The sequence below is a fragment of the Burkholderia pseudomultivorans genome (genome assembly GCF_001718415.1).
Taxonomy (GTDB): Bacteria; Pseudomonadota; Gammaproteobacteria; order Burkholderiales; family Burkholderiaceae; genus Burkholderia; species Burkholderia pseudomultivorans_A.
The window spans coordinates 403,118-416,606 of the sequence record NZ_CP013378.1 but is presented as its reverse complement, the minus strand read 5'-3'; the positions used below and the strand labels follow the sequence as shown (position 1 = coordinate 416,606).

At 60.2% G+C, this 13,489-nt stretch carries 9 protein-coding genes; all 9 read right to left on the bottom strand.

The features are described from left to right. Window positions 1-189: 189 nt before the first annotated feature. Entirely contained in the window at window positions 190-798 is a 609-nt protein-coding gene (locus WS57_RS35835; protein WP_236871937.1) for a hypothetical protein, read from the bottom strand. Between the two features lie 135 nt (window positions 799-933). Beyond that, on the bottom strand, window positions 934-3,246 hold the full coding sequence (locus WS57_RS38025; protein WP_236871936.1) for a M23 family metallopeptidase: 2,313 nt from the start codon (window positions 3,244-3,246) through the stop codon (window positions 934-936). A gap of 6 nt (window positions 3,247-3,252) precedes the next feature. Then, complete coding sequence (locus tag WS57_RS14765; RefSeq protein WP_069244464.1) at window positions 3,253-5,601, bottom strand: type VI secretion system Vgr family protein; 2,349 nt, start codon at window positions 5,599-5,601, stop codon at window positions 3,253-3,255. Window positions 5,602-5,800: 199 nt separating this feature from the next. Continuing rightward, complete coding sequence (tssJ, locus tag WS57_RS14760) at window positions 5,801-6,343, bottom strand: type VI secretion system lipoprotein TssJ (RefSeq protein ID WP_069244463.1); 543 nt, start codon at window positions 6,341-6,343, stop codon at window positions 5,801-5,803. Further along, window positions 6,340-7,494 (bottom strand): type VI secretion system baseplate subunit TssG, encoded by a 1,155-nt coding sequence (gene tssG / locus WS57_RS14755; RefSeq protein WP_069244462.1) that lies wholly within the window; start codon window positions 7,492-7,494, stop codon window positions 6,340-6,342. The genes tssJ and tssG overlap by 4 nt, the downstream gene beginning before the upstream one ends. Next, window positions 7,461-9,266 (bottom strand): type VI secretion system baseplate subunit TssF, encoded by a 1,806-nt coding sequence (gene tssF / locus WS57_RS14750; RefSeq protein WP_069244461.1) that lies wholly within the window; start codon window positions 9,264-9,266, stop codon window positions 7,461-7,463. Before tssF ends, tssG begins: the two co-directional genes overlap by 34 nt. 11 nt (window positions 9,267-9,277) lie before the next feature. Then, the gene (gene tssA / locus WS57_RS14745; RefSeq protein ID WP_059601124.1) at window positions 9,278-10,852 is read right to left on the bottom strand and encodes a type VI secretion system protein TssA; all 1,575 of its coding nucleotides are present in this window, start codon (window positions 10,850-10,852) and stop codon (window positions 9,278-9,280) included. A gap of 161 nt (window positions 10,853-11,013) precedes the next feature. Beyond that, complete coding sequence (tssC, locus tag WS57_RS14740) at window positions 11,014-12,546, bottom strand: type VI secretion system contractile sheath large subunit (RefSeq protein ID WP_069244460.1); 1,533 nt, start codon at window positions 12,544-12,546, stop codon at window positions 11,014-11,016. A 73-nt stretch (window positions 12,547-12,619) separates the two neighbouring features. Beyond that, window positions 12,620-13,132, bottom strand: a complete 513-nt coding sequence (gene tssB / locus WS57_RS14735; RefSeq protein WP_038455520.1) for a type VI secretion system contractile sheath small subunit — start codon at window positions 13,130-13,132, stop codon at window positions 12,620-12,622. Window positions 13,133-13,489: the final 357 nt, after the last annotated feature.

The following is a 13,489-nucleotide window of genomic DNA, read 5'->3' as shown; positions in this document are numbered from 1 at the left end:
GGGCTGGGAGTTGCTCAAGCGTCTGGCGAACAGTCCATTTGGTCAATCGGCGCGACATAGCGCCCGTCCAGCGAAAAGGTCTCGCTCCCCGACCTATCTGCCACCACCGAAAGCGGATTTGCTCGGCTCACTTCCGCCGGCGAGCAGGCGAAATCAAGAGTTCGAAACCAGTCGATATATCCACTATTATCATTTGGGAACACCGGGATGCATTTTTGCAAGCTCTTTTCGGATCGATTCTGCATCTTTATACCGTGCATGCGTAACCCGTCCATCGCGAAAACTACATTCGCATTGATCCAAAAAAGGCGCGCTAGCATCGCTCTGCAGCCCAGCGAAAACAGCTCCGTTTCTAGCACTACCGGTCAACTTGTATACGTGCCCGTCATAATATTCGCCACCGTAATCATAATGGTTGAGCGGGGTTCTCACTAGAATAACGACCTCCTTGTCCTTTAGATCGTGATCCGCGTTTACAAAAAAAACACTTGCGACTTCCGGAATACCGTCATCTTTCACGTAACGATCGAATAGTTCATCGTGCCAAAGATGGTTTTCATCAGCGTACAGTAAGCGTGCGTCTAACATGTATGGTCGATTGTCCTTTGTATAACCCGGTTCATCGGATGTGTTTGCGACAAAGTAGATGTACACCCCTTGCATCGCGGGTCCTGCATCGATGATCGGCGGCTGCAACTTGTGGTCCGCATCAGTGCGAGAATGCACTGCGGCCTGAACTGCAGCCGGCACTTCGGTAGCGTGAACGTGCGACACGAAGGTCACAAAAAGCGATGCCAACAAAAATCGAAATACCAGTAAATATCGAGCGCCCATAGCAACTAGATCCCATTAATTAAAATGCAATATTCGCAATTCAAACGCAAAGTGGATTTACACATCTCCCGGATCGTCATTCTTGGTTCACAAATATAATTATTCATCTTCCTGCCTCTTTAATGAACCATCCACCGGCATATCCCGTGCATCTCCAAGAATGAAATAGCTATAATGAAAGAATTGCTGCCGCGCAGATAATCCACCTGCACCGCCTACCAAGCGAAAACAAGCCTTGACATCATCGTCGCTCGACCCATGATCGGCTTTCTTGTCAATACGGGCCTTGACCCAGAAATAGCCGGCAGAATCCGCAGCTGTTTCTGCATCATTTTGTAGAAGCTGGGGTTTCGGATCCGTCGTGAAGTCCTGTCCACGATATTCGCTATATTCACGATAACCCTTTCGCCACGTTAAGTGAATCAAACCGCGACCGCAAAAACGAGCACCGTCCCCCGGTTTCGTGTTCTCGCCCGCGACGGCTTTCCTATGGACCTCACCCGGGCGTTGAGCTATATATGTTGCACGATCTCGATTTTTTAGGAACCCGAGTTTATTAAGCCACTGGCGCCTATTATCGAAATCATAGGCAGCGTCACTGGCGGTATAGCTCTCATACATTTTTCGAAAATAGTCAGCACCCCCATTTTCTTTCGTTGAACACAAAGCCCCAGTTTCCTTGAAAATCTGCCCAAAAAAGTGCGCTTTCCGCAGATCACTGTTGAATCCATATTTGCGAAACATATGATTGAGAGCGAGCCATAGACCTCGAGGTGATTGCCCTCTAGCATCGTCATTGCCCTCGGAAAATCGTTTCCTGCTCTCGGCCCAAGATATGACCCCCCCGGCATCAGGCATTGAATGGCGAGGTAGCAGTTGAATCTGCTCGTGCAAGCTCAACCACCCACACTTCCTGAAGTGTCGAATAAACGCAAGCGGATGGAAGAACCATAGCTTCTGCCCAGCAGGCAAGCCCGTTTTGTCCCAGAACTGGACCTCCTTCAGATATTTCAGGAAGTCGTTGTAGCCCTTGTCGTTACCCTCGTAGAACCCGCCCTCGTCGAGCAGCTTCGCGTAACGCTCTTCATTGTGCGCGCTGTCCCACTCACTCGGCGCGTTGCAAACAAATCCGCGTAGCTGCTGACGCACCTGATCGTTGCATTTCACATAGTTCGAAAGCGCATCTGCTTTTTCAGCCTCGCTTTTTGCTGGCGCGGCTGTCGTCTGGTCGTTACCAACAACGGTCTTGACGATCCTTTTCAACGCCTCCACGTCGCATACCCCGTCGCTACCGAATGGGGTGTTGCCGTCGCTAACCTTCTGCCAACCCATCAGGAACAGGAAATCCGCGTCCGAGAACTTGTGGATCTTCGAATCGTTGATATCGATATAACCGACCTGACCCGCAGCCCAAGCGACCTTCATCCACGTCGCACGCTGTTCAGCCGTAAGCGTCTGGTGCGCGGACAAGATGCGGCCAAAGCGCAGCAGTTCGTAACCGTCGCTTGGACAGGTTGAGTAAAGCGCGGTGGCACGTTTGTACAGATCGTACTCGTAGTCCTTTTCCTCGACGGGCTGCGACGTGAGCAGCGTCCGTGTGCCATCCTGCGCGATGCTCCGGACATTGGTGTATTTCGAACCTTGGCTGAACCAGGTCTCGACCAGCAGCGGCTGTGCATTCTGGCCCGCCTCGCCTGGTGGGAATTTGATTCCGCGCAGCTTGCCATCCGCACCGGCTCCCGGCGGTAATCGATAAAAGCTGCTGCCGGCCGGAATGACAAAGTACCCGTGTCCCCACCAATCGGTCTCATCGGACGGCACGGGCGCCGTTTTACCGAGCTGCGTCTGCCCGAAATAGGCATCGAAGTCCGGCTGCGTCATAAAGATCTCGAAATGCAGGTGCGGCATGCCCTCGTACTGCCCGAGCCATCCGAGCACGTCCTTTCGCCGCACCTTCTTGCCGGCTCCCGGAATGGCTGGCGTGACCTGCCCCTTGCTCACCGGGCCCGTAGGCTTGCGCAGGAACTCCGCCATTTCGTCGGCATTCGCGCTGTGTTGCTGATATTCCGCTAACGGAAGCAAATGCATGTAGAGCGAATAGAACGTCAGCGCGCGGCCATCGCCGGTCTCCGTCGTATGCTTGAGCAATACAAAGCCAGTATGGCTCGCGCCGTCGTCAACCGCGTGCTGACAGACCCGGTATGCAACGACCTCGCCATCAGCAATCGCATGTACCCTGCACTTTGTATCGGGCTGGAGATGCACGCCACAGTGCCAACGCCGGTCAACTGCGATCGGATAAATGCCGTGCGCGCATTCGAACTTGTCAACCGCGTCCATCATCGGATCGGGGTACGTCCCGGACGGAGCTGCGAGACCCGCCTCAGGCAAAAACGGTGGGCTGATGATCACAATCGTTTACCTTGTGTGACTATATCTGGCGTTGGGTTGGTAGTTGCTCACGGGCAGTTGCGGCAGGGTGAGCGCCGTATTGCCCGGCCCCTCGAACGTGAACGACGCCGCCCTGATGCGGAACTCGCCCGGGCAAGTAAAGACGACACTGCCGTTCTCGATGGTCATTGACGCGCCCCCGCTTGCCATCATCGCTTTGGTTTTGGCGTCCACGAGCACATCACCGCTCGCGCTTGACACGTGCAGCGTCCGATCCGCGAAAAGATCCATCGCGGCACCCTGGGCCTGCATCTCGATTTTCCCCTTCGAGAAAATTTTGATGCCAAGCTTGTGTGCGCACAGCGAGAACAGGTCACCCGCCACCATGCGCAGGCGCTTGACGACACTGATGTCCATGTCCTGGCCCGCGGTGACAATCACGTTCTCGCCCGCCGAATGCTGTGCCGATTTCGGCGTGACGAATGCCATGCCGCCTGGCGCGCTGGCGAGCAGCCCCGCATCGCGAAGCTGGTTCAGCCCGTCGAGAAGCGCTGCCTGCGTGGCATGGTCGGCTGGCTCGGCCCGGGCCTGTGTAGTCGCGGCCGCCAGGTCCGTCACGCGCTGCAGCGCAGCCTTCAACTGGGCGACCGCAGCGGGCATATCCAGATGAGGAGCGTTCGGCGTCCACGGATCGGCTGAAAGAAATACCCCCTTCGGTCCGTGCAACGACGCCCATGCCTGGGTCCCAATTTCGACCCCTTCTCCTCTTTTCTTCTTCTCGCCGTCAACGAGATAACCAAGCGAAACCGACGACTTCGCAAAGACCGTCCCGATCTTGATGCCCTCGTGCTCTTTCAGATCTTCGAAACGGATCTTGTTGCCACGCAGGGGAGAGCGCCAGACGGCACGGCTGTACCAGCCTTCCTTGCCATGTACCGGGTCGGTCCTCGCATAGTCATGGAGCGCTCCGGCTATATAGAGTCGATCAATATCTGCGTTGGTCGCCTCTATGCGGACCTCGGTCTGGGGGAGGAGCGGCGAATGCAGACCGCCCTGGTACGATGCCGACGTACGCAAAAGCCGCAATGGCATGCTGTTCAGGCCGCGCTTGCCGGTGCGACGCGCGAACTGGAACTTCACTCGGTAGCGGCCGTACTCGTCCAGCCACGCGTACGGCTCGTCGTCGCCCGATTCGATCGTGCCGATCAGCGTGCCACTGACCCACCTCCAGTGCTTCGCCGGAACATAATCTGGACGGAACGTGAGGTGAGCCGGAATCGCCTCGAAGATATTGGTCACCGAGTCCCTGCGGCTGCCCTTCGACACGAGCTTCGTGATCACGAATCCATGCGGTGCCTCAGGGATCGTGTCGTTGGTCAGATGCACCACCATGCCCGGCATCATGCCCAGCACGTTGCTCGTACCCCTGATCTGCGTCTGTCGCGCAATCAGTTCGTCACGCCGCACATCGGCGAGCGCCTGCCCTTCCTTGACGGAGTGGAAGTGCTCGTTGCTGCGGTTCACGCTTCCGTACACCGAGCGGTCGTCCTCGGCTACAGAGGACTCGACCTGCAGCGGATCATCCGGAACCCGATAGTTATGGTCCCATTCACGCACGACCTGCGGCACGAGATTGCGCTCGACCTCGAGTTCGAGAATCGCCTCGTGCCAGCTGACGAGCCCTGAGTTCGGCAGCAAAGGAATCTCCAGCGCACGCCTGTAGGCGCTGGGCGTATTGCCCACGACGAGCGTCTCGCGCTGCGGCCCCTCCCGCCTGTCTGCCTGCGTGAAGTAGTAAAACGCGCCCTTGCGGCGGCAGTGGCGATCGATGCAGTTCGCCACCGTCTCTTCGTACATGACGGTCTGCTCGACCTTGTCGTCAAGACCCTCGAGCTGGAGGTCGAGATCGTAGGATTCGAATAGGTCGCGGTCGACGATCAGATCCGTAAGCAGCTCAGGCAGCGAACGGTCCAGGAACACACCCGAATCGTGGACTTCCTCGAGCAGCGCCAAGCGCGGCCGCAGGTGCGCCTGGTACATCGCTTCATCGCGACTGATCTTGACACGCGTCCACTGCGTCACGATGCCGTGCAAGGTGCGCGCCGTCACCTGCGCCGGTTCGACCAGTCCCTGCAACGATGGCACCGAGGCGTGTTCGTCGATCGTGAAGACAGCCGGTCGTCCTACACACGCCGCGCCGTCGATATGCTTGTCCGTTGACGTCACCGTGATCTTGACCAGATACGGCTTGTTCATCTCCTCGGTGGATTCAAAGTCGAAGACGGACAGCGGCGAGTCGACCGTTGCAATCTCGAGGTGAAAAGGTTGCGTGACGATCGCGCCGGGAAGCTTGACGATATCCTGAATAGTCCGCATGGCCACCGTTGCATGAAGAGGTTGTACACGGGCGCGATAGCGCTCGCCCGATCCGCGAGCACATCCGAGCCACAAAGAATTTAATTAGTCTCGCAAAGCATTAAATCAATGTCCGTAATCCGGGTTCTCCCTCTCACATTCCTGACAAATGCCGACCGGCCGATAGCTCGCGCCGAGGTCGGCTCCTTTCGCTGGCTGTTCATCGCGATGCGCTCCCGCGCCCGGACACATCGTCCGGCAGACTGATACGGTTTTCATCAAGCTTCACGCCAAGTACTGCATCGGCGTGGAGTTGCTTCGTTGCGATAACCCGCTTCCACGCGTCACCGGTGTCCGCGTTGCGGTACAGCGCGACGATAGCGACGTACTTCGTACCCGGTTGCATGCGTTGTGACAGGCTTGCCGACGCTCCGGGGTTCAGCACCGCAGACAGCTCGGCCTGGAGGTCCTGCCGTAGCAGGGCGCGATCGTTCGTCAGGAGATCCGCGAGCGAAGCGCTATCGAACGCCTTGCGGTCGCGAAGTTGATAGATGCGCACCACGACCGGCGCCGGACGACCGCTTTCGTCGGAATTTATCGAAGCGCTGGCTGACACATCGACGTTGAGTGTGGTCACGTTACTTCCGAACACCGCGCGATACGCATTAGCCGAAGCGTCCGTTGCGGCCTGCAATGCTCCACAAGCTGCAAGCACGATACAGGCCCCACTGATCGCGGCAAGCAAGCGCAAACGCGAGATCATGCGGCGCCTCCGGTTGAAGCATTCCCCGAGGCCGCATGGGTGCCCATCGGGATCGTAAGAGTGCGCTCTGCATCGGACGGCAGGATGGTGGTCCACCCCAGGCGCGGTGACGGATCGGCAAGGGCTTGACCGATGGCCGGTTTCGGCATGAGACGGGACGATATCTCCATGCGCAGTTGTACGTCGACCTTCATGCCGACATACAACTGTATGAAGGCCATCAGTTCGCGGTGCAGCCGGGCGCCAGGGAGCAGGTCGTGCGCCTGCTGGGCGTTCGCTGGCCACAGCGTCACGCACACTGCACGCGCGCGCAACGAAAGGCGCTTTCCAAGCACGTACCCCCCGCCAAGCCCGCGGCGTACCCGTGCTTCGCCTGCCGGCCGGGTCGCCGAAAGGGGTTGAGGACGGCCATTGATCGCCGTCGTCGCCCGGAATTCGTCGACACGCACGCCGACACCAGGCACGGTCAGCGCGACGACCCGGGCGAGTCCGCGCGGTGTGCGGGTTTTCTGAATCAGCACACCGAGGAATGCGAGCAGGCGCGAGTCGGGCAAGCCGACACGGCGTGGCCGCTCGCCCCAGCCGAAGCCGGCCAGGCTCAGCAAGTTGCGCGAATAAGCGTCGCGAGCGCCGGACAGAAAGCTCTCGGGATATCGGTACTTTTTCCACGCCCTGTACAACAACGTCACGAAGCGATGATTGAACTGGTCGAGAAACGCTTCGACAACTTCGTGGCCTTCCTCCCGCAACACGATCTCGTCGATCGTATGCGAGGGCATCGCGGCGTCCACGCCATACAACCCCATGAACGTGGTACGCACCGTCGGCGGCAATACAGCGGTCCTGCCCCGCGCGACCGGGAAGCTTCCAGGTGCAGGGTAAGCCGTAGGCACGTCGTCCGGCATTTCCACGCTGGCGATTTCACCCGCCGGAAAGCCCAACCTGGGGCGCGGTCGAAAACGCACCGGCTCATGTTCCGGCGTGTCACACGTGCCCAGACCCGGCGCGTCAGGCGTACGCAATTCAAGCAACCTGCACAGCTGCATGAAGCTCATATGCGGCGCGCGTACGAGGAGCGAGGCGACCAGCGGCTCCACTTCAGGAAGGTCGGCGCGCTTCACGATAACTCCCGCGCCTTGCTGCGCGGCCATTCGGTGCGCGTCTGGGACGGTAGACTCACGATCGCGAGTTTCGTGAACTGGTTGATTTCGGCGTATAGCGCAAAAAGCTGGTGCAGTACCTCGCCGAAGAGCATCATGTCCCCGTCTCCAGTGAACGCATGGGCGTCGAGCGTCACTTCGATCAGCACCCCGCGTTCGACCGAACCCATGACGACGTCCTCGAGTGGCTGCTGCCTGACGCGCAGGATGCCGGCAAGGCGCCGCCCGTTCAGTTCATCGTCGGTCCAGTCGTAAAGCGCCAGCGTGCTGCGCAGCACCTGAGGGTCCGTCAGGGAGAGGAACGAAGGAGCCAGATGCGAGAGTGCTCGCCACTGGAAACGTTCGCTCGTCGGCGGATAACGCATGGGGGTCGGCGCGACGAGATTGCGTACGCCCGCGATCTCGGGGCCGCCCTCTTCGATCCGGTCGATGCCCGCTTCGCGCAGCGCGCTTCGTGGCAACTGGCCATTCGCGCAGGTCAGCCGCAGCGACAGGGTCTCCTGCGGCAGATCGTCCAGCGCGTCCCACGCGTGGCCGCCGAGCGTGATCCACGTTTCCCGGAGGCCCGACGCGCCCCGGCGCACACGCGCATGGAAATAGCGCTCGGGCGCCTCGCTCCAGAGCATGCCCCCGCGGTGACCGAATGTCGCGAAAGGTACGTAGTCGTGGCGCGCGCCTGCGTGGTCGTCAAACGCGTGAACCGCATCAACAGAGTACGTTTCGACGTAGCCACCGGCGTCGCCCGAGGGCACAACCCGGTATTCGGCGTCCAGGTGACGGGCGACGATCGGCTCAGCGTCGAGCTCGAAGAGGTTGATCACCGGGGTACAGAAAAGTCTCACGTTTTCAGCCGTAAATGGCTGGTCCGCCGGATAAGCGTGCTTGAGCACAAGCTCGAGCTCGAAACGCGTTGCCTGAGCCGGAAGCTTCGCGATGTCGAGCCCGCAGAGGTCGACGAACAGGAATTGCTCCTTGAACGCGAAATACTCGAGCAGCAACTCGTACCCGCCGAAACCATCCTCTGCGAAAGGCCGCAGCCGGTCGTGCCGGTCAAAACCGGCCGCCCTGACGGTTACGCCTTCGAGAGCTGCGGCTTCGCCGTTACGCACATCAGGAACGCGCCATGCAATCGATTCGATCTGACGTGTCAGCGCGAGGTGCATCGCGAGCGCCGTGGGCCGTTCGGCGTTGAGGTACAACCGCAGGCGCGAGAGATCAAGACACGCACGATCTGCTGACGGGCCGAATTCAAGGCCAAGCCGGATCACCGACCGGCCGTCGGGCCGAACGGCCGGCCCGGCATGCGTGACGAACAGCGGCTGCAAGGTGACGGCCTGTGTGGTGCGATACCGGCATTCAACAGTCGTCGGGCCGTCTACGTCGGAACCCACCCGCGACGCAACGGAGACAGGCGTCGCGCGCAAGCGTAGGCCCGGGGGCACGACAGTGGTCTGCGCAAGTGTGCTCGGCACCAGTTCCACGATCGACAGCGACGGCATCGCACGCAAGTAATGCGGCCAAAGCAGACTCACCAGACCTTCCGTGAGTTCCGGTCGCTCGTTGTCGAGCGTATGCTGCAGCCGGCCGGCGAGGAATGCGAACCCCTCCTTGAGCCTCTCGACCCAGGGGTCGCGCTCGGTCATGCGGTCGGGATCGAGCGTGCGCGCGCGGTCCGGATGCACCGTCGCGAATTCCCTTCCCGCTTCGTCGAGATAACGCATCCCGATAGCAAAGTAGCGCTGGAGCGGATCGTCGCTATCCATCGATACTCCCTTCAGGACAGGGTCAGCGCACGCGCTGGATCGAGCACGGCGAGTTCGGCCTGCAGTTCGGCGATGCGACGCGCCAGCGCCGGCCTGTCCGCGTCCTTGCGGGTACTCGCGGCCTTCAGCACGCGAACCAGTTGCTGACGGATTTCGAAGATGAGGGCGGGCTCCCAGCGGGTCACCGGCAGCGTGCGCGCCTGCGAATCCAATTCGCCAAGCAAGGCAAGTGACGTGTCCGCACGTCCCGCGTGATCGGCAAGGCGCGCCATCACAAGCCGCTGCAGAAAGCGGTGGCGCTCCGTTCTCAGTCCGGGCAGTGCCTCTAGCCAAGCGAACGCGGCTTCCAGCCCGTCGCGGCATACCAGATCTCGGGCCTGCGCCTCGATCTCCGGCCAGTCTCCTGCGGCGTCGTCATCGCTGCCCGCCGACACCGGCAGGGGCGCGATGGCTTCGCCCGCTTCCAGATCGCATACGACAGCGTGCCGCGCAATCCATTCGAGCGTTACGTCATCGGCAAACGGCGTGCCGTCGTTGAATGTCAGCCGTTCGATGCCGGGCAAACGTTCGAGGAATAACGCGAAATCGGCGCGCAGCAGTTCACGCCACGCGCTGTAGGGGGCGCCCACGTGATCGAGGGCGACATGCTGGAAATACTGCAGGTCGAACCACAGGTGGTTGACGCCCTCCATGAACGCACCTTCAACGCGTTCGAGCAACTCGTGCCACTGTTTTTGCAGCACGAGCCGCTTGAGGTGCTGCCGCAACTCACCGCGCGGTGGCGCCAAACGCGTGTGCGAGGCGCTGTCCGCCGGCGGCACGTCGTGCAGGGTGTCCCACCGCACGCACCGTGCCAGCCGCACGGACGGCAAGTAGCCGCTGTCCTGATCACGCAACCAGAACGCCATGCTGCGTACCTGATCGAGCAGATCACGCGTCGAACCGATGGTGCTGGTGGAGGATCCTGTCACCATGGACGAGGGCGTCCCCGGAGCAGCCGCCGTGCTGGCAACCGGCTGCGCCTGATGCTCGAACCGCGTAACGAGTGGCTTGAGATTCGGGCGGGCCGCTTCCGGCCACGTCGCCGTGCACGACACCACTACGTCGAGCGCAGCGATCGCCCGTTCGAGATCGGCGGAAACAAACTCGCCGCTATCGAGCAGTTCAATCGTACGCGCGGTGGCCAGCAACTCGAGCGCCCCTTTCTTTGCCTCGGCGCGCGCCGGAAGCACTGCCTCGCCGAACCGGTCGACCAGTGCCGCCACCAGTTCGAGCCCGTCAGCAAAGCCGGCCGGCCCATCCTGCCTCAGTCTTGCGCCCGCGTAATAACCGGCGACGCGCAAGTCCTTGCCGGTCTCCTTGAGCAACTGCTCGCACGAACGGACGATCAGAGCGTCGTCAATGCCGGACAGGCGCGACGCCTCATCCTGGAGCCCGAAGAATGCGTCTTCATAGCCCGGATCGCGCCCGATACCTTGATCGCCATCCAGCGGCTGCAGCCACGCGCTCCAAGCTGCGAGACGCGAGCGCGTCAACTGCTCCGCGTCGCGCGAGGGAAACAGTGCCTTGAGCAAACCGGAGAGCATCAGCGCCACGTCCCGTACGTATTGAGCCGACTGGGCGTCTGAACCAGCGACGGCAAGACCACCGACATGAAAATCATCCTCGAGATGCTGTATCAGAAGCAGGATCGCCGGGCCGGTCCCCGCCCCGGCGACTCAGATGAATAACCCCGGATCAACCCGACCTAACTTTTAGCCTTCGGCATCTGCGACACCAGCGACAGCCCGATGTCCATCCCCTCCACCTGGAAGTGCGGGATGATGAAGAGCTTGATCCGGAAGAATCCCGGGTTGTCCTCGATGTCCTCGACCGTGACCTTAGCGTCGCGCAGCGGGTGCGAGGCCTGCAGTTCGTCGCCCGGATCCTTCATCTCGGTCACGAGCCCCTTGATCCAGTTGTTCAGCTCGAGTTCGAGCAGACGCCGGTCCTTGGTCGTACCGATGTTTTCGCGCTGGATCAGCTTCAGGTAGTGCGCAATGCGCGAGAGCAGGAAGATGTACGGCAGGCGCGCATTGATGCGGCTGTTCGCCGTCGCCTCCTTCGTCTCGTACAGTGCCGGCCGCTGTGTCGAGTTGGCCGAGAAAAAGCATGCGAAGTCGTGGTTCTTGTAGAACGACAGCGGAATGAAGCCCAGGTTTGCGAACTCGAATTCGCGCGTCTCCGGGATCAGTACTTCGGTCGGGATCTTCGGCTGCACGCCTGTGCCCAGGTCGTACAGGTGAACCGGCAGGTCCTCCACCTTGCCTCCCGCCTGGGGGCCGCGAATCTGCACGCACCAGCCGTTATTGACGAAGCTGCGGACCATATTGGCCGCGAACGCAAACGACGCATTGACCCACAGATACTTGTCGTGGTCCGGGCCCTTGACCGCTTCGTCGTAATTGAATGCGCGCACGGGCGTCGTATCCTTCCCGTACGGAAGACGACCCAGCACACGCGGCATCGTGAGGCCCACATAGCGCGCGTCATCGGTGTCGCGGAAGCTCTTCCACTTGATGTACTCGGCGCGATCGAAGTAGTTGCCAATATCCTGGATCGCCGCCACTTCCTCCATCGACTTCTTGCCGAAGAACGCCGCGCCCACCGAGCCGATGAACGGCATGTGCGCGGCCGCCGCAACCTTCGAGATGTTGCGCAGCAGCGCCACGTCCATCGGCGAGTTCATGAACTCGAAGTCGCTGATCATCGCGCTGATCGGCTGGCCGCCGGGCGTGTCGTATTCCTCGATGTATGTGAGCCGGTACAGACCGCTCTGAATCAGCTCGGGCGTATCCTCGAAGTCGCGCTGCAGTGCATCCTTCGAGACGTCAAGCACTTCGATCTTCGCATTCTTGCGGAAGTCCGTACGCGAGACCAGCATCTTGAGACCGCGCCAGCGACCCTCTAGCGCCTGGAATTCGGGCGCATGCATCACGACGTCAAGCTGCCGGCTGATCTTTCGGTCGAGCTGACCGATGTAGAAATCGAGCAGTGACTTGTCGAGCCGATCGACCGGTCTGCGTTCATTCGCAATCAGGTTGAGCAGCGCGTCCATGCCACGGGCGACGCGCTCGTCGGGCGACGCCTCGGACAATGCATCGTTGTCACGGAAGGCCTCGAGCGGGCGGGCTTCGGCGACAGGCTTGAGGTTGATCTTGTTGCACAGCGACGCATACACGCTGTCTGCTTCGAGCACAACGGTCTCGGTTGCACCCTGACGGGATTCATTCTGCTTCATGTCTTGTCCTGTCTGCTTTCGTATGGATACCTGATTCCGGGAAGCGGTGAAGGCCGCCTTGGGCCGTCCGCGCTCAGGCATGGCTTTCCGGCTGGGTCGCCACTGTGACGATCTGCGCCAATTCGCCGCGCAGCTTGTCAGACAAACGCTTGTCCTTGAGAATCTTCTCGAATTCACGGCGGAACGTGCCGTTATCGAGGAGGTTGCTTTTCAGATCGCGCAGCAGGTTGCGCATTGCCAGCAACGCCTGCATTTCCGGAATCTGGCGCGCGACCTGCTCCGGCTCGAAGTCCTTCATCGAGCGGAACGAGAGGTTCACCGGTAGCTCGGAACCGTCACCCGCGAGCGTGTTTTCCGCCGCGATCGTCAGATCCGGCGCGTAGTCGGCCAGAACAGCATCGAAGTTGTTCTTGTCGATATTGACCTTTTTTCGCTCGGCAAGCGGCGCCTGCTCGCGGCCCGCACTGAAGTCGCCCGCGACGAGCAGCTTGAGCGGCAGCTCGACCTTCTTCTGCGCTCCACCCGTATGCAGGTCCAACGTAATGGAGACGCGACTTTTCGGAATTTCCCTCTGAAAACTGTCCATGGAATTACTCAACTATTTCAGGTTATAGACATCCGCAGAACGCTCCCGTTGCGATGCGGCGACCTCCTTCGCGTGCATCCAGGCATCCGATGCGACTCACAAAGGAGTACTGACTGCACCTCATAGCGCGACCTCCATTCATGCGACGTTATTGCCACGTCGTATTAAACATGTTTACCCATGCGACGTCAAAGAATCTTCTATGTGGTGAAGAAGAGACAAATCATTAACAACCGTTACAAGAAGCAATTTTTCGTATTTGTTCGATTGCGCGGTGAATGCGCGATAGCGTATAAGCCCGCGCAAAGTCGGCGGAGCGCCGCTCGCAGCAACGCTTCGCGGCATTTGGCGACCCAT